This is a genomic window from Clostridium acetobutylicum ATCC 824 (assembly GCF_000008765.1).
Taxonomy (GTDB): Bacteria; Bacillota; Clostridia; order Clostridiales; family Clostridiaceae; genus Clostridium_S; species Clostridium_S acetobutylicum.
The window spans coordinates 1,036,834-1,058,244 of record NC_003030.1 but is presented as its reverse complement, the minus strand read 5'-3'; the positions used below and the strand labels follow the sequence as shown (position 1 = coordinate 1,058,244).

Here is a 21,411-nt window from a genome sequence, read left to right as displayed (position 1 = left end):
AATCCCCCTTTAAAACTACTTAATTTATACAATCTGATTCGAGCAAAGCAGCTTACTGTTTACCTGAAATTAATTTAATTAAAATCACTAAATCTCTTCCATTTACTATACCATCACCATTTAAATCTGCTGCTTTTAAGTTTATGTTTGGATTATTTCCTGCAAGATACTTTCTAAGCTCCATAAGGTCTCTTCCATCAACAGTATTATCACCATTAACGTCACCGGTCTTAACCTCAACTGAACCTGGCTCATTTCCAAATATCTTTACTCCATTTTTGTATACAGGTATATTCTCCGAAATATTTGTACTGTCACTCTTAAGATTTTGTCTTGAAAAATCATTTGATGCATCAAGACATTTTGCATTATAAGCTGTTATAGCAAACTGCATTTCAGCTTTTCCATATAGTTGTCCTGGCCATGAAGCCTCAACATAATAAATGTGCTTAGCTTCATCATAAGGAATAAAACCAGATAAGGTTCCCCCTCCTGCTGCATAGTTAGCTCTTACCCCAACATCATTTACAGTATATCCTTTCTTATATAATTCACTTAAATCTACATAATATCTAAAGGACATACCTTTTTCATAGTGTGGTGGAAGAAGAGATGCATTGTGTATAAATGCTTGTATTGTACATTCTTCATTGCTTTCCTTCATTATATTTGCATCAACATAGTACTGTGGTGAGTTTGCCTCAATACCAGGTACATCTTCTGGAAGATTATCTCCTCCATAGTAATTAGACATACCTGCAAGTGCGCCTACAAATCCAGCATTATAGTCAATAGCAACTTCTGAATTCACATACTGATTTACATCATCAGAATAATCATCACTAGTGCCATCTGGACCTCCAACTAAAGCTCCATAAAGCAAGTGTTTTTCAGGATCTGTCTTTTTTTCATAACCTGGAGCTCCTTCCATTCTTCCACTAGCAGCTCTGTGATGAGGATTTTTAGGATAATTGTTTCCAAAGCCTACCTCATATGAACTATTTCTAGGATTACTTCCAAGCATGTAATCAATTTGGCTCTTTGCAAAATTTAAATATTCTTCATTTTTTGAGGTTTTGTAGTACACAAGTGCAAGCATACACTCTGCAGCTGTATATCTTAAGGTTCCCCAAGAGGCAATGTATTTTAATCCTCCAGGAGTTGTTGGAGCGTCTTTAATCCAATAATTTAAGTTTTCTTCAGCTATAGCCTTATACTTGGGATTATTTGTAAGTTGTGCTAACTTTACAAAAACACCTCCAAAAACATCATCCCAACAGTGAGTCCAGTGATTTGAATAACTGTTATCTCCACCAATTCCCTTTGCTGTTAAAAAGGAATCTATATCTGTCATATAGCTGTTATCATTTGTTGCTGCATAAAGCCATACTGCTCCCCAAGAAAGATCATCTAAGTATCCAGTTGAACCGTAGAAGCCTCCACTCTCACTTAAGCCCTTATAAGTTTTTCCAAAATCATAAAGATCCTTTGCTGCTGTAAGACATTTATTTGCATACTCAGCATCCACGTCTTTATAATTAATATACATAAGAGCAAGAGCTGCTGCTGTACTTCCACACACATCTGACGCTGGCTTATCTGGTGTTGCAGCGTATAGAGTAGGTCTTGTAGTTATATCAAGTGTTTGGAGCTCAGGTGGCCCCCAATAAGAGTGGTCCGTTGTTCCATCTCCACATTGATAATAAAAAGTAGTTTTATTAGGATAGCATTTAAGAAAATAATCTGTAAAATGCTTTAATATATTTAACATGTATTTATCTTGTCCTTTTTTTACAAAGGAATCTTTAAATTCATAATAAGCCCATCCCAAAGTTGATGCCGCATAAGCTTGTGGCAAACCAAACTTAACATGGTCCCCTGCATCATGAAAGCCTCCAGTTAGATCAAGTCCAACATCTTTTCCATCATCTTCATGACATGGACCGCGCCATTTAAGTCTATTATTTCCTGCATCTGGTCCACACCAATTAGCCTCATAAAATAATATTGACTTAGAAAAAGCATCTACATAATTATAGTTTTTATCCTCTGTACTCTTAGCTGCTTGAACAGGCGTTATCTGCATGCATATCATGAAAACTGTTACCAAAGTAGCTAACAACTTCTTCATGCATATTCCCCCTTTACATGCAATAATTTACTATTTTTCAAAAACAAGCTTTATAAGCTCCAGAAGATCTCTTCCATTTACTGCACCATCATTATTCAAATCTGCTGCATTTAAGTCTATGTTAGATGTACTTCCTGCTAAATATTTTCTTAACTCCATTAAATCTCTTCCATTTACAACACCATCACCATTCACATCACCTTTTACACTACTTTTTTGAGCAGTAGTTAAAACAATATGAACTGCAGTAAGAGCTGGTATTTTATATGTGAACTTATTTCCACTTATTGAACTTACATCATCTCTCTTAGTAATATTAGAGCTATTACTGTCAAAGCCCCATACTTGACCTGATGTATAGTTTTTATTGCTACTTACATTGAAATTAAAATTAATTGAATCTGTGTAATTTTTATTCATTACAATTATATCCATTTTATTGCCATCATTACTTGTTACAGAAGCATAAGTTGAACTATTGTTAATATCTGAAGTATCACACTTTACATCTGTATCTCCGTACTTTGAGTTATTGCCATCATAATTGTTATACAAATTAAAAGCAGATTGTACATAATTATTTTTGTCACTATTACATTCCCAGTAAGTTGCAAAATAAACTCCATATTTACCGAAGACACCAAGTGCATCAGCTTGTGCTATTCCTCCTGAAATGTGATCTTCTCCGCCGTAGTTGTACTCTGAAAATGATAGTTTAGTTCCTGGATAGTATTTATCAATTGATGATTTAACCTTAGGTATTAGTGGCAATCCCCACTTGCACCACTGACCTATCCAGCTGTCCTCTGTGTAAGTTGAATCCCATAAACTTCTTGGAGCCTGCATTCTTGCTTTATTACAATCTACATTAGAAGTATCACTAGTTGTTACTCTTTGTCCGCCACCTTTAGCCTCTGGATACCAATGAAGATCCAATGCATCTAAAAGTCTTTTTCCTGCAGCATCTGAGTTTTTCTTCATATTATCAAGATAGTAATCTATAAACCACTGATAATTTCCTTTAACACTGCTCCAGTCAGGTGAACTATTGAAATCGTTAAATGCACTAAAACCAAACAATGCTGGTCCAAAGGTTTCAGCTGCTGGATCTATTTTCTTTACAACTTGTGCAAGCTGCGTATCCTTATCCAATACTTCAGAACATTTAGTTTTATCTGGATGAATAAGTGGATGTGTGCTTGGCCAAAGTGAAGGCTCGTTATCTAATGAATATCCCTTTATTCCTTTCGAACCTGATGCACTTCCATATTTATTTACAAGATAGTTAACAAACTCATCCATGTAAACAGAGCCATCTGTTGTATCTGGCGTAAGTGATAATGGGCCATTCTTATTAAACTCAACTTTTTTCCATTTTGATGATGGTGCCACATCTGTATTTGCAAGAGGACCACTCTGATCAGCTGCAACATATCCACCTGCTTGAAGTGTTACAAGTGAGTATGGTACTCCCATTGCAAGTGACTTATCATGGAAAGCTGTATAAACTGAAGCTGGCTCATTATACTTTTCCTTAGGAACATCATAAAGTGTAAGCCAATAATTATCGCTTTCATTCTTCCAATCTGTTCCTGCATTCGAATCATTATTTTCCCAATTGTATCCTGTAGATCTATTTCCACCAATTCTTCTTGCTGTAACCTTAGCATTGCTAAAATCCTGATTTGTACCATATATATATGGACTTATAGCTTGTTTTTCAGCATTTGTATCAATATTTACATTTACATCCGCTGTATCTGCAAAAACTTTTAACCCACTCACAGGTGTAAGTACCATTGACGAAAAAGCTATTGCCAATGCAGACACTAAAATTTTATTTCTTTTCATTTTAAGCTCCCCCTATTTAATTTCTATTTCACCTTTATTAGTAGTAACTGACACACCTTTTTGATTCTTATCATAGAATTCAGGATTGCCATTAAAGCTTATTTGAGTTTTTCCCTTTTTAGCATCATCTTTTATTTTCAAGTTTAAAGTTACAAAATCCCCATTTTTTGATATCAATTCTTTTCCTATATTTTTATCTGAGTACGAATATAAAATTGTAATAACACCATTTTTGCTATCCACATTGTACTCAAGGTTATCTTTAGGATCTTTTAGAATTTCTCCTGGTGAAATACCAGAAACGTCTAATTTACTAGCATCATATTTTATTTTAAAATCGCAGCAAATAACATTCTTTTTAGCTACATTACTTGCCTTAACTTTAACCTCCACATTACTTCCTGTTTTTCCGCTACTACTGCTTATCTTTAAATTAGACTTTTCACTGCTTACAAGATTAGCGGATACAGTACTCTTTGTGTCGTTTGATTTACAACCTACCGTACCAATAACTAGTAAACTCAATATTACTGCTGTAATTATTCCTTTTTTCTTCATTGAATACTCTTCCTTCCGTTATTTTCTTATAAGATTTAAGGATTCACACTAGAAATCTTTCTGATTAACTCCATAAGGTCACGACCATTTATTACCCCATCTCCATTTATATCTGCAGAATCCTTATTTATATCTGTAGTTTTTCCTGCTATATATTTTCTAAGCTCCATAAGGTCACGGCCATTTACTTCTCCATCTCCATTTATATCACCAACTACTACATTTCCCTTAGGCTCATTACCATAAACCTTTACGCCAGCATCATATACTGGAATATTTTTATCTAGCGTTGGAGTATCTCCAGGTGTTTCTTCAACTCCTGTGTATGAAAAATCATTTGAATTATCCCAAGTAGCGTTATCTGGTGCTGTCATTCTAAATTGAATTTCCTTTTTGTATGCTGATTGACCACCAGGATATATCTTTGTTCCTGTAAAATCTACATTTACATAGTATATGTTGTTCTTTTCATCCCAAGGTATAAGCTGGGATGCAGTTCCGCCTTCATTATAGTTTGTAGTTACCTTTATATCACTTGCTTTATATCCTTGTTTCACAAATTCACTTATATCAATGAAATATTTAAATGATAATTTATCCGTAACCCTTGCAGGCCATCCCGTCTTGTTGTATATTTTTGATTTTATTTCTTCAAAATTTTTACCTGTTGCATTTACTGCTGCTTCAACATAAAACTCATCGTTAGTAGGCTTCTCAATAGCATTAAAATTATCTATTGGCTTTCCACCATACTTACCGTACATACTTGAAAGTGTTGCTACTAAACCTGCATTATAGTCACAAGCTGGCTCATTTTGATTGAAATTAGCAACATCATCATCAAATTTGTCGTTTTGATCTGGTCCTCCAACCATTGCACCATAAAGTGTATGCCTGCTGTAGCCTGGTACAGTTTTATCATCAAACCATGAGCTTTCAGCTGTTCTATGATGTGGATGCTCTGGAGGATTTACACCAAATCCTACTACATAACTTCTCCCGCTGCTTCCAAGTGCATAATCAACCTGACTCTTTGCAAAATCTTCGTAAGCTTTAGCTTTACTTGCATCACAACCAGACCATTTTGAATAAGTATCAGCTAAAAATGCAGTCGCTAACGAATATCTTAATGGTCCCCAAGAACTTATCCATGCTAAACCCTTAGGAGTATATTGTACTTTATTGCCATCATATCCAACAGTCCAGTAATCTAAGTTTCTCTCAACTGAATCCTTGTATATTTGCTTATTTGTAAGCTCAGCTAAAAGTACTTGCGCTCCATAATGAACATCATCCCAGCACATACCCCATTTATAGGATATAATATCTGTTTGCTGTTCTCTGCTCCAGTTATCTACATACGCTTCTGCCTTATCTAAATAACTTTTATCGTTTGTTGCCATATAAAGCCAGCAAGCTGCCCAAGACAAATCATCATAGAACGATGTTGAACTATAGTAGCCATTTGCAGCTGTATATCCTTTATCGCTTCTAGTTTTATCTGCAAAATTGAACAAATCCTTTGCATGGCTCAAACATTTATTTGCATAATCTGCATCATCATTCTTAAAATTTAAAGCTGTTGCTGCAAGAGCTGCTGATGCCTCTGCTGTAACTGCTGAACCTGGATTATCGTCATCTACCTTAAAGGATGGTCTATCCATTTGCATTACTTCAGCTGGTCCCCACCATTTATGGTCAAGTCCTGAATCTCCAACCTGATAATAAAACACATCAGGAGCTGGATGACATTTCATCAAAAAATCACTACACCACTTCATATCACTTGTCAAATATTTTAGTTGTCCACTTTTTTCATATGAATCTCTATTTTGATATAAAGACCAACCTAGCATTGTAAGTGTATATGACGCTGGAAGATTGAATTTAACATGGTCACCAGCATCGTACCATCCTCCTGTAAGATCTAATCCAACGTCCTTACCATCATCTAAACCCGAATCACCTCTCCAGTTATCTCTCTTATCTTGTGGTAATTTACCTGAACGCTCAAACTCGTAAAACATCAAGGATTTTTGAAGTGCTTCACCATAATTAAAATTTGTATTAGTTTCATCGGCCATTACTTTTCCATCTGTTAAATTCATAAATCCGCCCATCATAGCTGTCGTAATAAAAACTGCTATTAAACTTTTTAATCTCTTTTTTACCATATATTTTCACCACCAAATCTTTATAAATGGTAACTAAAATTATTTTGTAAATAAAGATATACCACTTCTCAATTCAAATTCCTATAAAATTTTGAAGTGGTACATCCTAATTTAATTTTATTATTGGTTATTTGATATCATTTTTATGAGCTCTACAAGGTCTCTTCCATTAATTACTCCGTCACCATTAATATCTGCTACATCTTTATTTATAGTTGTTATTTGACCTGATATATATTTTCTAAGTTCCATTACATCTCTTCCATTAACTGCACCATCGCCGTTAACATCACCTTTTTGAACCTTTATTATTGTCGTAGGTTGTACATGTGTACCATTTTTACCCAAATTCACTTCATGATCCAACCCTTCAAACTTACCACTAGCATCGTCTTTCCATAATGTAGGCTGTACTAAAGCTAATTTTTTAGTATCTATTGTTTTGAAATCATATTCAAGAATACCACCTGTATCACCTGAATTTGCATTTAGACACCAAAAAGTATGGTTCATTTTGTTATCGGAAATAAGTTTAGCCATGTCTGTCATCCACTGTTCATTCTTTCCTCCGTCCATATTTCCTCCCCATTCACCTATAAGTAATGGAGCTATATTCTTTTCTTGTATATAGAACCAGCTTGGACGCCATATATCATTCAAAAGACTTTGTTCTGTAAAGTCACCATCAAACCATGTTTGGTCTGATACACCAGGTCCATAATCATGCGGCGAGTATACAACTTGATTTTTATATGGGGCTAAATCTACAGGATAATCTTTAACACCTCTTAGATTTCCTCCCCACCAACCACCGTAGTAGTCATCAGGATTTGTACTTCCAGCTGCTGTTCCCTCTTTAGGGTAAGTCTCTACTCCTTCAACAACTATGAGCATCTTAGGATTTATATCTAAAATCTTTTTACCAACCTTTTCTGCTTCGTATCTCCAGTTGTCTTCATCTGTTGTATCATTCCACTTAGCAGAAGTTTCTGCTCTATAAGCTTTTCCATGTGGCTCGTTAAATATATCTGCTGCTATAACCGTATCATCGTTCTTATAGCGATCAGCAAGATATTGCCAACATTTTTCATAGTCATCTGTAGTATATTTACTTGTATACCAAGTAGCTGTCTGTCCACCACTTTCAATTCTGTGCATATCTAGCATAACTTTGACGCCAACTTTTTTACTATAAGCTATGACATCATCAAGTATTTGAAGGCTATTTTGTCCCTTTAATTCAGGACTTATATAATCGTTTATTGAATCTGGAGTAGGATAAACTCCTTGACGCCACTGATTTACAAGTTCAACAGATAATGGCACTCTAAGAGTGTTAAATCCATTATCTGCAACTATATTAAGAATATTGTCAAGCCTATTAGCCCACAAGCCATGAAAACAGTAATTTGGAGTCTCAAGTCCAAACCAAGCTATACCAGTCATTCTAACCTGATTACCATAGTCATCTAAAAGCTTACTTCCATCACTGTGAAGATAATCGTTAGAATTACTTACATTAACATCATCTGCGTAGGCTACATTACCAAATGCAAGACATGCTGCCATGAACGATGCAAAAATAGCACTTAAGCAAAACTTTTTTTTTTCATATCAAACACTTCTCCCATAAATTAAGATTCTACTAACCTATTTTGCAATTAATTTAGTAAGTTCCATAATATCTCTTCCATTAACTACACCATCATTATTAACATCTGCTGCAGCTAAATTTATTTTACTAGCATCTAACTTACCTGCTAAATACTGTCTAAGCTCCATAAGATCTCTTCCATTAACTACGCCGTCTCCATTTACATCTCCTGGTGTAGCTGTATTAGCGAATAAAGTTCCATAATTTGCATTTGCTATAGCATACTCACTTTCTGCCCAGAAACGATGATAGTTAAATGTACTTGACTTTCCTGCTTCAACATCAGATTTAACTCTAGCATAATCAGGATCATTCTTATATTGTGAACGTATGTCTATGAATTTATTTCCTGATTTAATTACATCTCCATTAGGCATTGTTCCTGTCCAACCTTGTGGGATATAAACTTCTTGATTGAATACACGGCTATAGTCCATTTGTTCTGGTGCTGATACACCCTTTGCATCCTGATAGTTTTTCCAGATATCATCAAGTATAGTTTTTGAAAGTGCTTGTGAATCCTTATCTCCTGTAGCTGCTGCATAGTATGCAAGTGCATCTGCAGTTGATGAGCTTGTACCTATATCAGTAGTATATGAATCAACATTTACATGTAAGTTAGGATTTCCTGTATAAGATCCTGTCCATGTATCTGGTTGTCCAGTCCAACTTAATTTTGATGGTACTTCAAATGTTCCTGCACCATTTGGATTTACTTTAACTACAGATTTAATCCATTTAACCCATTTGTCAAGTAAAGCTTTTGCTTTTGGGTCTTTTGATTGATAGTAGTATTGAGCCATACGCTGCATTGACCATGACTGCATTCCAAACCATGTGTTACTACCTGGATCATGGTAAACTGGTTCTTCTTGATATCCCATTCCATCAAATGTAGCTGTACCTTCTGGCCATGCTTCATAACGACCATGATTTGAGTTACTAGCACCACCTGCTATAGCTCCCTCTGAAGATTGTAACCATTGATAGAAATCTACCTGAGTTGTTAAACTCTTTGCCCAGTCAGTTGCACCAGTTGCTGATTTAGGTTTGAATTGACTATCAGTTGAAAGTACCCATGCAGTTAAAGGATTTTGATATCCAAAATGACTGTGACTGCAGCCTATTTTCCAAGACCAATCATTATTTTGAGATCCACCCCAAGCATAATACCAAGAAAGTAAATAATGCATTGAATCTTTACCATTTCCTGCTTGAGTTGAATTTCCTATTTTTCTAAAATATTTATCAAACATAGCATATCTTAAGTAATCTCCCATTTTAGAAGCTTTACCTACGATTGAGCTTAAATCTACTCCATCCTCTTTAGCTGCTTGTGCTGCTTCATAAGTTGCCTGTATTGCACGAGCATCAGCATCTGGTGCATCTGTGTATTTAGCTTGTTTTGCATAGCTATTATCTCCTGTGAATAAGTCAAGATATCCATTTTTTCCACCATATTTGAAAGCATCCCAACATGGTTGAGGTACTGTTTCAAAAACAGATTCCTGTTCTCCTCTTTGATAAGTGTTTATATAAACATTTTTAGATGTTCCATCTTCATGATTTCCAAAGCCATACCAGTTGTCAACATCCATTAACCAATGCATTCCATACATATCTGAAGTTCCATATGCTGATTTAAGCTCATCACTTATTGGATCTTGTCCTTTTGCTGCTCCTTGATCCATTCTAGATGGATACTTACTTGGATCTTCCCATTCTGGTGAATATGTTGCTGGACTACTAGCGTTATATCTATCCATACCTGGTTGATCTTGGTGTGATGGAATCATATACTTTTCAGCTGTATCCCATGCGGTATTCACTCCACTAAAGTTTCCTGTGATTTTTCCCTGCATTGCTTCAAGCCACATATAATAACTGAAAGCTTCACTTGTAGTTTCATGACCATAATCAGGTGCCTCAACCATAAAGGTTTCAACTGAGTGATATGGAACACCATCTTTACTGAAATATCCATTATTAGCATCATGCATTTTATTGTACATTGTTTCAAATCTTTGAGTATACGCATTATCTACTTTTAAGGATGAATCTGTAGTTGTAGCAGCTGCAACTTTATTAGTTAATAATCCAGATAGAGAACCAAATATAACTGTAGATGTAAGAGCTACAGCCATTATTTTTTTAAAATTCTTACTTATCTTTAACATATTTTTCTATCTCCTTTAAAAATAATTAATTAAAATTTTATAGTATACTGCCGCTATCCTATAATGGCGGCAGTATTATGTCATTGATTATTCAACAGTTATTTTTCCATTTGTTGATACATGATCTATATCTGTATCACTTTCATCTGCAACAATGAAACCTGATGAATTTACTGTTAAATCGCTATCACCAGTTGCTGCACCTGAATTTACAACAAAATCTATATTTGCTATAACTCCATCTGCACTTATTGGGAATTTCTCAAGTGTTGGATCTGTAAATGTAATACTGATTTTTCCTGCTGATGTCGTATTAGCAATAAAGCTGTAGTTATCAGTATCTTTTACAAGATCTGTATTAGGAAGTACATCCTTAACAGTAAACTTACTTGCATCATAATCTATTTCCATGCATATTAAACCTACTGGTGTTGTTACTTTACTTATAGTTACAGGCACCTTAACAGTATCTCCTGCTTTTCCTGATGCAGCTCCTACTGCTAAAGTAGTTTTATTTACTACTGCTTTTCCCTTAACAACAACAGTAAATGTACCTGCATTTCCTGCACTAAAATCAACTGTATATGTGTAAGTTCCTGCTGCTAGAGTAGCAAGATAGCTTTGGCTTAGTGTAATTCCATCACTTGTTACTGTGTAATCACTTCCAGCCTTAAGAACACTAGCGTTTGCGTCCTTTACATCTGTGATTGTATTGCCATTAAGTGTAACACTGACAGCTTGATCCTGTGGTGCTGCTGGATCATAAGTTACACTAGAAGTATTTACAGACGAATTTACAACAACTGGTGCTGAACCTGTGATTGTTATTTTTCCATCTGTTGATGCATGATCTACATCCTTATCATTTTCATCTGCAACAATGAAACCTGATGGATTTACTGTTAAAGCACTATCCCCTGCTGTTGCATTTGAGTTTATGATAAAGTCTAAGTATGCAAGAATTCCATCTGCACTTATTGGGAATTTCTCAAGTGTTGGATCTGTGAATGTAATACTGATTTTTCCTGCTGTTGCAGTATTTACTATAAAGCTGTAGTTATCAGTATCTTTTACAAGATCTGTATTAGGAAGTACATCCTTAACAGTAAACTTGCTTGCATCATAATCTATTTCTGCACATATTAACCCTACTGGTGTTGTTACTTTACTTATAGTTACAGGTACCTTTACAGTATCTCCTGCTTTTCCTGATACTGTTCCTACTGCTAAAGTAGTTGCACTACTTACTACTGTTTTTGCTTTAACAACAACAGTAAATGTTCCTGCATTTCCTGCACTAAAATCAACTGTATATGTGTAAGTTCCTGCTGCTAAAGTAGCAAGGTAGCTTTGGCTAAGTGTAATTCCATCACTTGTTACTGTGTAATCACTTCCAGCCTTAAGTGTATTACCACTTGCATCTTTTACATCTGTAATTGTATTACCATTTAAGGTAATGCTAACAGCTTGATCCTGTGGTGCATTTTGATCATAAGTTACACTTGAAGTATTTACTACTGAATTTTCAGCAACTGGTGTTGAACCTGTAACTGTTATTTTTCCGTTAGAAGCTGCATCCTGTATATCTTTATCATTTTCATCTGCAATGATAAATCCTGATGGATTTACTGTTAAAGCACTATCCCCTGCTGTTGCATTTGAGTTTATGATAAAGTCTAAGTATGCAAGAATTCCATCTGCACTTATTGGATAGTTTGCAAGTGTTGGATCTGTAAATGTAATACTAATCTTACCTGGAGTTGATGTATTTACTATAAAGCTGTAGTTATCAGTATCCTTTACAAGATCTGTATTAGGAAGTACATCCTTAACAGTAAACTTGCTTGCATCATAGTCTATTTCTGCACATATTAAACCTACTGGTGTTGTTACTTTACTGATAGTTACAGGTACCTTTACAGTATCTCCTGCTTTTCCTGATACAGTTCCTACTGCTAAAGTAGTTGCACTACCTACTACTGTTTTTCCTTTAACAACAACAGTAAATGTCCCTGCATTTCCTGCACTAAAATCAATTGTATATGTGTAAGTTCCTGCTGCTAAAGTAGCAAGATAACTTTGGCTAAGTGTAATTCCATCACTTGTTGCTGTGTAGTCACTTCCAGCCTTAAGTGTATTGCCACTTGCGTCCTTTACATCCTTAACTGTATTGCCATTGAAAGTAATACTAACAGCTTGATCCTGTGGTGCATTTTGATCATAAGTTACACTTGAAGTATTTACTACTGAGCTTTGAACAACTGGTGCTGAACCTGTAACTGTTATTTTTCCATTAGAAGCTGCATCTTTTATATCTTTATCATTTTCATCTGCAACTATTAATGTAGCTGGATCTACTGTTAAAGCACTATCTCCTGCTGTTGCATTTGAATTTATAATAAAGTCTAAGTATGCAAGAATTCCGTCTACACTTATTGGATAGTTTGCAAGTGTTGGATCTGTAAATGTAATACTAATCTTACCTGGAGTTGATGTATTTACTATAAAGCTGTAGTTATCAGTATCCTTTACAAGATCTGTATTAGGAAGTACATCCTTAACAGTAAACTTACTTGCATCGTAGCTTATATCCATACATATTAAACCTACTGGTGTTGATACCTGGCTTATAGTTACAGGCACCTTTACAGTATCCCCTGGATTTCCTGATACTGTTCCAACTGACAATTTTACAGTTTCATTCTTTACAACATTAATAGTTATTGTCTGTGATGCTCCTCCACCATTAAAATCAAGTGTTAGAGTGTATTGACCTAAGGCTAAACCTGCAAGATAAGATTGACTTAATGTGATTCCAGTATCTGTTACTGTATAATCCGTTCCTTGAACAAGAGTCTTACCACTTTGATCAACAACATCTTTAAGTGTGTTACCATTTAAATCTATTTTAACTGGCTGATCAGTTGCTGAACCTTGTTCAACATTTATTTGAGATGGAGTTACAACTGGAGTACCTATAACAGTTACACTTCCATCCTTTGGTGGGTTACAATCTATATCATTATCATTTTCATCTGCAAGTATTAATGTAGTTGGGTTTACTTTCAAATCATATTTTCCTGCTTTTTCACCAGCTACAAGGAATTCTAAATATGCAAATATTCCATCTGTACCTATTGGATAAGTTCCAAGAGTTGGATCTGTAAATGTAATACTAATCTTACCTGGAGTTGATGTATTTACTATAAAGCTATAGTTATCAGTATCCTTTACTAAATCTGTAGGAACTACATCTTTTGCAGTTAACTCTGTTGGATCATAGTTTATTTCCATATCTATTAATCCTATTGGTGTTTTTACTGTACTTACACTTACAGGAACCTTTATAGTATCTCCTTTTTTTGCTCCTGTAACATCTCCAACAGTAACATTTGTAGCATTTGAATTCTTCACTGTAACTGTTACTGCTGCTGTTTTAGTAGAATCATCACTAGCTTTAAATGTTATTGTCTGATCACCTAGTGGAAGAGTTGAAAGATATGCTTTACTAAATGTTACAGTTCCATCATCTGCTACAGTATAATCTGTTCCTTTTACAAGGTTTCCTTTAGGTCCTACCACATCACCAAGTGTATGTCCATTTAATTTAAGAGCAACATTCTCATCTTGAGGTGCTACTTTATCAAATACTACACTTGCAGGATCTACTGTTATACCTGCTGTATCTGTAACTGTAAGTGCTAATGGTTTACTTATAGTTGTAGTGCCTTTAGCAAAATTAAAATTAAAGCTATGTTTGCCTAATGCTAATTTTGCAAGATAAGCCTTGCTTAATACCAAGTTACTTCCTGATATTGTATAATTTGCAGCATCAACAGCTGTTCCGTTCTCATCTGTTAATCCTGATAATGTAAATCCGTTTAATTGCATAGCTACATTTACATCAGTTGGATTAGCTGTATCAAATGTAGCAGTAGTTGGAGTAATAACTGGGTCTACTACTGGTGGATTTCCGAATACAAGATCTCCATTAACATAACCTGTTATCTTATCCCAGTCAGTAAAATCACTTGCATTAGAAGTAAATGAATAATCGTTTGATTGATCATAATTACTCCAGTCATTCTTTGCAACTCTGCATTGAACTTCAAGTGAAGAACCTGCATCAAGTTGTCCTGCTCCATTTGAGAAGCTTATCTCAAGATAATGATCAGCAGTAGCTGTTGCATTATCCATAGCTACAAAAGTACCCACTACATTACTTGTAATTGTTTGGTAGTTATAACCATTAAGCATACCAGCATGGTCGCACCAAAAATTTTCATCCTGAGTACCATCAGCTGTAAAATAGTATCTTAATTTTAAAGTTGTTAAATCTAAAGGTGCTCCAGTATTATTTGTGATTTTAAATTTAGGAGCAATAGTATTCATGGTTGTACTAGTATTTGTATCAGCAAATTGTATTTGAACACCCGAATTGCTTGCTTTTACTGTATCAGCGAAGACATGATTTTTAGAAATACCTAAAGATGCTGTCATCATAAACATTCCTAGAATGGCAATATTTCTTTTTTTCACTGTTTTAACCCTCCATTTATTATAAGCTGTTAGCAAAAAACATTTTGTCAGTACATATAAACAAAATTAATTACCCTTAAACCCCTTTTTTCATCCCCCTTTTATTAAATTAATGGTTTTACGTCCCTTCAAAATGAATTGCAATTTTAGTAAATTATACTCTTTACAATAATTTATATTTTGTTTACATTTTAAATTATAGTTAATTACTTTACAAACTTCAAACTTAATATAAAATTGACATTTATTGAAATAAACTTATTCATATAAACATTTATCTCATTATTATTCATGCTTGTAATTTCTTTATTTTACTTTAGTTTTCTCTTTTCTTATTAAAAATTATGTACAATTCCTCTTTTTAATTGCATTTTAAGTAAATTTCGCAAAAAAATAAAAGCAGATGGTTTAAATGTACAGTTAAAACTTTACGTTTGCACATTTTTTACCACCTGCTAAAAACTTCACTTATTCAGTTGTCATTTCTCCAATATGAACCTCATTAACCAATTATCTTGTTAACAATCATCTTTTACTCCATTATAATTACAGCGTAAAGTTTTGTATTTCTCTCTCAAGTTCCTCTACAACTTGTTCTAATTTTTGAGACATCTTATTAAATTCACTCATACTAGCTGATACTTCTTCTGTAGTTGCAGATACTTCCTCAGAACTAGATGCTGATTGTTCTGATGCTGCTGATATGCTTTCTAACTTACCAAATATAAAGTTCTTACTCTGATAAGTGTCATTTATAGAGCCCCTTATATTTTCTATTTCTCCTACTAAACTATTTAAAGACTCTAATATCTTATTAAATATTTCTTTAGTCTCTTTAACTGATTCAGTTTGTTCCTCTGATAATTTTAGAGAAACATCTATTGATTTAAATACTACACTATTTTTACTTTTTATATCTTCAAGAAGTTTTTTAACCTCTTTTGTTGCTGATGTTGATTCCTCTGCAAGCTTTCCAATTTCTTCAGCCACCACAGAAAATCCCTTTCCTGCTTCTCCCGCTCTAGCAGCTTCAATTGCTGCATTTAAAGCCAACAAATTTGTTTGCTCTGAAATACCATTTATAGTATCTGTAATGTTTCCAATAGCATTAGATGTTTCAACCATATCCTTTACAGTTCTTGATACTTCCTTAGACGAATCGTTAGAAACCATAGTTTTATCAATAAGAACCTCCATTATTTGAAGTCCATTTTTACTTAAACTATTAGTATTTTTAGATAACTCATCTATATTTTCTGTCATGTTTTTAATTGATGTAATTTTGTCACCTAATTTATTAAATTCATTAACGCTATTTGTTATATCCTCCGCTTGTGAATAAGCCCCCTGCGCAACTTGATCAATAGTTTGTGCAACTTCATCTACAGCACTGCTAGTTTCTCTCGACATAGTTAATATTGTTTTTGATGAACTCATTATGTTATCCGAAGATTGCTTTATTCTGCTTATTAAATCATGTATTTTTTGTATCATATCATTGAAATAATCAGCCATCTTGCCAAACTCGTCCTTTGAAGTAATATCAACTTTTTGCGATAAATCACCATCAGCTCCAAGCTTAGCAACCTCAACTATTTTGTTTATGTTCTTTGTAAAGGTCTTACTTATTAATATAGAAACAATAGCTGCCAAAGCTAAAATTATTATTATTACAACTACAGTTGTACCTAATACTGAAGACGTGCTCCTTGTAAGTTCTCTCTCATTCATAGAACCTACTATCTTCCATCCTAATTCGCTATTTTCTTTAAACACTACAAATTGCTTTTCACCTTGATTTTTATACTGAATAAAACCTGACTTTTTACTATTAATATTATCCCAAATGCTAGACTTAGTTATATTTTTCTTTCCTATTTCTGATTTAGTCGGATTAACAATCATAGTTCCTTCCTTATCAGTTATATATATATATCCTTCTCTACCAATTTTAATACTTTTCATATCATTGCTTAATTTACTTAAATCAACGTCCATGCAAACCACGCCTACAAGCTTTTCATTATTATACACAGCTTTTGATATGGAAATTATGCTATTTTTAGTAGCTGCATCTACATATACCTCACTAAAAATCACCTTTCCTTGACCTGAAACTGCATTCTTGTACCAGTCTCTAGTTGTTGGATCATATCCTTCTGGAAGATTAACCTTGGGATACAAATACAACTTCTTAGAATTACTTGCAAAATACACATTTAATGCATCCTTGTTATTCTCTTTTATTTCTTGAAGAGATGATGAAACATATGCTTCAAAATCAGGATGATCATTTACATTTTGTATATCATAATTTCCTGCAAGAATTCCTATATTATTCTCCATGGTTTGAAAATAATTATTTATACTCCTATTTACTTCTGTCAAACTTTGTTGAGAGTCACCATTTAACTTTTCCATTAAAATATTGTATACATTCTCATATGAAATAGCACCAAATATTATAATCGGAATCATACAGACCAAACTAATGGTTATAATTAGCTTACTCCTTATACTTTTACTCAATTTTCTCCACCCCTTAACCATAAATTTTACAATAATTTGCTAAAAAATACATATATAATATAACATAACATGAGCTTATTTGACAAAATAAATATCTTCAATATTTGATACTATCTGGGTTGTTAATGGTTTTCAGATACTGAATTGCTAATTTTTTATGCTTTCTTTATAGTTTATAAGTATTTCTCTTCTAAATAAGTAGACATATTAAACAATAATTATTGAAATATTATATTGATATAAAATAAAAAAATGTTAAAATTAATATGTTATTATGGTATTTAAAATAAAATATCAGAGAGCTTATTAACTTATAATTTTATTTAGAAGGTGGTGAAAAATCTGCTGTTTTAAATTAAAACCGCAGATAACTGAATGCGTCAACATTTTCTCTCAAGAACTGAACTATTAATAGGAAAAGAAAGATTAGAAAAATTAAAGAATAGTAAAGTAATAGTTTTCGGCATAGGCGGTGTTGGAAGTTATGCTGTAGAGGCACTTACAAGATCTGGAGTTGGACGAATTGTATTAATAGACGACGATACCGTATGCCTTACAAATATAAATAGACAAATCCAAGCTACTTTTAAAACAATAGCAAAACCTAAGGTAGATGTTATGAAAGAAAGAATTTTGGATATCAATCCCAATTGTCAGGTAGAAACTCACAGAATTTTTGTTACTGAAGATAACATAAGCGATTTAATAGCACCAGATACAAATTATGTTATAGATGCTATTGACACCGTTTCAGCTAAGATATCACTTATACTTTGGTGTCAAAAAAATAATATAAATATAATAAGTTGCATGGGCACTGGAAATAAATTAGATCCAACAAGGTTTGAAATTACAGACATATATAAAACCTCAATTTGTCCTCTTGCAAAAGTTATGCGACATGAGCTTAGAAAAAGAGGTGTTAAATCTCTTAAGGTTCTTTATTCTAAAGAAATGCCTATGAAACCAAAATCAGATGAGGTTATAACCTGTAAAGAAGGATGTGTGTGTGCAAACGGTTCAAGAAAATGTACCGCCAAAAGACAAATACCTGCAAGTATATCCTTTGTTCCTCCCGTTGCTGGAATGATTATCGGAGGAGAAGTCATAAAAGATATAATGGATAGTTAAAAATTTAGCGGCATTAAAGCCGCTAAATTTAGTTATTTCATATTATCTTAACAAATACTTTTCTATCTCTCGGTCCATCAAACTCAGTAAAGTATATACCCTGCCAGGTTCCTAGCTTTAGCTTACCATTTTCAATAATGATCTGCTGACTCGATCCCATTAAAGATGCTTTTATATGTGCGTGTGAATTTCCCTCTACATGCTTGTAGTCTCCAACCTTAGGGAAGACCTTATCTAAATTAACTAAAATATCTCTAGTAACATCTGGGTCTGCATTTTCATTTATAGTAATACCAGCTGTAGTATGTGGACAAAATACTACAGCCATACCATCTGAAACACCACTTTCATCTACTGCTTTTTTAACTAAGTTTGTTATATCAATAAACTGATCATCATTAGAAGTTTTTAATGAATATTCAATTACACCTTTCATTTAACCACCTCAATTTTTAGCTTAGTTCTCTTAAGAATTTCGCAAACTTATTAAGATCATCCTTATTTGAAAAAGCCGCCTGAGCTCTTTTTGCATTTCCGCCGCCTCTTCCATTGTATTCCTTTATATTTTCCTTGAATATCTTTCCACATTCTATATCATCAATTCCATTTTGTGCAAATAAAATTCTATTATCAACACCCGAAGTTAATATAATAACGGCCTTTTCATCTTTAATTCCATCATATATTTCCTCTAAAAAGCTAAAATCTCCATCTTCATAATGCTCAAATATAACACCATTATTATTTTTTTCTTTAATTTTCTCAACTTCAAGTTTAGCCTCATTTTTCTTATATTCTAAAAGCTTTTTCTTTAAATTAGAGATTTCCTCCATGGTTGTTTGAACCTTATTTAAAATATTATCTTCATCTATTGAAAGATTTTTTTGAAGTTTAGTTATTATGTTATGCTCCTTACTGTATTCGTCAAATGCTCTTCTACCACATTTAAAATAAACTCTCGTCATACCTTTATATTTTTCAGTTCTGAGTACCTTTATTATTCCAACTTCTCCAGTTCTCACAACATGGGTGCCACAACAAGCACTATAATCTACATCACCAAGCTGAACTATTCTTATTTTTCCTTCAGCTTTTATTGCCTTTCTAAGAGGAAGCTTTTCAGCCTCAGGTTTACTCATGAAGTAAGTTTTAGTTTCAACATTTGCATATATGTATGCATTTGCTTCAGCCTCTATCTTTTTTATCATGTCATTAGTTACTTCTTCCATGTCTATATCTATGGTTACATAATCTTCTCCCATGTGGAAACCATAGTTTACACCATTATATAATTTGAAAAAAGCCGCTGAAAGCAAATGTTCACCAGTATGCTGCTGAATATTATCCTGTCTTCTTAAAAAATCCACCTTACACTTAGCAGTATTACCTTCTGGTCTCTCCTTCATTACATGATATATTGTGTCACCTTTTTCATAAACATACTCTACAGGTATATTATTTATTGTTCCTAAATCACAAGGCTGCCCTCCACCTTCTGGATAAAAACTAGTTTCATCTAAAACAATCTCGTATTTCCCATCATTCTCCAATACATCAACTATTTTTCCCTCTGACTCACATATATATGGATCATCATAAAATAATTTACGTGTCATAAATTCATCTCCTTCATATTAATACAAGTATAGTTCATTAATAAATAAATCACAATGTAGCCCTTATATATTCTGCTGACATTTCTCCAGCTTTTCTGTTCTCCAAGGGACTACCTTCATTAGATTCATGTATGTATAAAGCATTTCCTACTATAAAAACTCCTGGTACATTTGTATTGATTTCATTTCTCTCTTTGTTTAATATTTTTATATTAGCCTCTCTTAAAATTTTATCATTTGGATTCAATTTTAATGCTAAAATCAATGTATCACAGGAAATAAACTTTTCTCCATTTTCATCCGAAATATAAATCCCTTCTATCCTCTCGCTTCCTTTTATTTTCACTATATTATAATTGTAGAGAAAAGGTATATTTATTTCTGCTAGAAATTCTATTATTTCATTTCTTTCATCAAATCCAACCTCACTATCTATCACTGCTTTAACTTTTCCACCTTCAATAAATATTCTATTAGCAAGAGCATTACCAATTTTATTTGCTCCTAGTATAACTATACTTTTGCCTGGCATATATCCATGTATATTTATAAATCTCCCTACGGTAAGCGCAGAATAAATTCCACTTAAGTCCTTAGTTAATACTCTTATAGATTTTTGAGGTTTTTCTACTGCACCAGCTGCAAAAATTATACTGCAAGCTTTTATTTCTATTATCCCTTCATTAGGACTTACAGCTGTAATAACCTTATTTTTACTTATTTTAATTACAGTAGTATTTAGTTTATATTCTATATTTAACTCTAAAAATTCATCTATAAATCTTTGAACATATTCTGTTCCCGTAAGCTCCTCTTTAAAATCCTCCATTCCAAAACCAGTATAAATACATTGATTCAATATGCCACCTAGGCTATCCTCTGCTTCAATTAGTACTATATCTTGCACTCCCGATTTTTTAGCAGAAATGGCTGCTTGTAATCCAGATATACCGCCACCCACAATCACTAAATCATGATTCTCCATTATTAACTCCTCCAATTGGAATAATCTATACTATATTATATTATAAACCATATTATAAATTTTTTT

General features: G+C 33.4%; 12 protein-coding genes. 1 reads left to right on the top strand and 11 read right to left on the bottom strand.

The window, feature by feature from the left end; genetic code table 11:
- Positions 1 to 52: 52 nt before the first annotated feature.
- From CA_RS04880 to CA_RS04845, 8 genes are all read right to left on the bottom strand, one after another.
- Positions 53 to 2,131 carry a glycoside hydrolase family 9 protein gene (locus tag CA_RS04880; RefSeq protein ID WP_010964234.1) on the bottom strand — a complete coding sequence of 693 codons (2,079 nt, stop codon included), beginning with the start codon at positions 2,129 to 2,131 and terminating at the stop codon, positions 53 to 55.
- 30 nt (positions 2,132 to 2,161) lie between these two features.
- Positions 2,162 to 3,982 (bottom strand): glycoside hydrolase family 44 protein, encoded by a 1,821-nt coding sequence (locus CA_RS04875; RefSeq protein WP_010964233.1) that lies wholly within the window; start codon positions 3,980 to 3,982, stop codon positions 2,162 to 2,164.
- 12 nt (positions 3,983 to 3,994) lie between these two features.
- Entirely contained in the window at positions 3,995 to 4,540 is a 546-nt protein-coding gene (locus CA_RS04870; protein WP_010964232.1) for a cohesin domain-containing protein, read from the bottom strand.
- Positions 4,541 to 4,575: 35 nt separating this feature from the next.
- On the bottom strand, positions 4,576 to 6,714 hold the full coding sequence (locus tag CA_RS04865) for a glycoside hydrolase family 9 protein (RefSeq protein ID WP_010964231.1): 2,139 nt from the start codon (positions 6,712 to 6,714) through the stop codon (positions 4,576 to 4,578).
- A gap of 120 nt (positions 6,715 to 6,834) precedes the next feature.
- The gene (locus CA_RS04860; protein WP_010964230.1) at positions 6,835 to 8,283 is read right to left on the bottom strand and encodes a cellulase family glycosylhydrolase; all 1,449 of its coding nucleotides are present in this window, start codon (positions 8,281 to 8,283) and stop codon (positions 6,835 to 6,837) included.
- Positions 8,284 to 8,364: 81 nt separating this feature from the next.
- Positions 8,365 to 10,545 (bottom strand): glycoside hydrolase family 48 protein, encoded by a 2,181-nt coding sequence (locus CA_RS04855; protein WP_010964229.1) that lies wholly within the window; start codon positions 10,543 to 10,545, stop codon positions 8,365 to 8,367.
- Between the two features lie 87 nt (positions 10,546 to 10,632).
- The gene (locus CA_RS04850; protein WP_010964228.1) at positions 10,633 to 15,084 is read right to left on the bottom strand and encodes a cohesin domain-containing protein; all 4,452 of its coding nucleotides are present in this window, start codon (positions 15,082 to 15,084) and stop codon (positions 10,633 to 10,635) included.
- A 546-nt stretch (positions 15,085 to 15,630) separates the two neighbouring features.
- The gene (locus CA_RS04845; RefSeq protein WP_014518879.1) at positions 15,631 to 17,613 is read right to left on the bottom strand and encodes a methyl-accepting chemotaxis protein; all 1,983 of its coding nucleotides are present in this window, start codon (positions 17,611 to 17,613) and stop codon (positions 15,631 to 15,633) included.
- 375 nt (positions 17,614 to 17,988) lie between these two features.
- On the opposite strand from CA_RS04845, the gene CA_RS04840 reads away from it, so the two are divergent.
- Positions 17,989 to 18,744 carry a tRNA threonylcarbamoyladenosine dehydratase gene (locus tag CA_RS04840; RefSeq protein ID WP_010964226.1) on the top strand — a complete coding sequence of 252 codons (756 nt, stop codon included), beginning with the start codon at positions 17,989 to 17,991 and terminating at the stop codon, positions 18,742 to 18,744.
- Positions 18,745 to 18,781: 37 nt separating this feature from the next.
- Here CA_RS04840 and CA_RS04835 read toward each other — a convergent pair whose 3' ends face one another.
- From CA_RS04835 to CA_RS04825, 3 genes are read right to left on the bottom strand one after another with little or no spacing between them, the layout of a single operon-like run.
- Positions 18,782 to 19,180 carry a secondary thiamine-phosphate synthase enzyme YjbQ gene (locus CA_RS04835; protein WP_010964225.1) on the bottom strand — a complete coding sequence of 133 codons (399 nt, stop codon included), beginning with the start codon at positions 19,178 to 19,180 and terminating at the stop codon, positions 18,782 to 18,784.
- Between the two features lie 16 nt (positions 19,181 to 19,196).
- A complete protein-coding gene (locus tag CA_RS04830) occupies positions 19,197 to 20,360 on the bottom strand; it encodes an alanyl-tRNA editing protein (RefSeq protein ID WP_010964224.1) in 1,164 nt (387 codons plus the stop codon).
- Positions 20,361 to 20,409: 49 nt separating this feature from the next.
- Positions 20,410 to 21,345, bottom strand: a complete 936-nt coding sequence (locus CA_RS04825) for an NAD(P)/FAD-dependent oxidoreductase (RefSeq protein WP_010964223.1) — start codon at positions 21,343 to 21,345, stop codon at positions 20,410 to 20,412.
- Positions 21,346 to 21,411 lie beyond the last annotated feature (66 nt).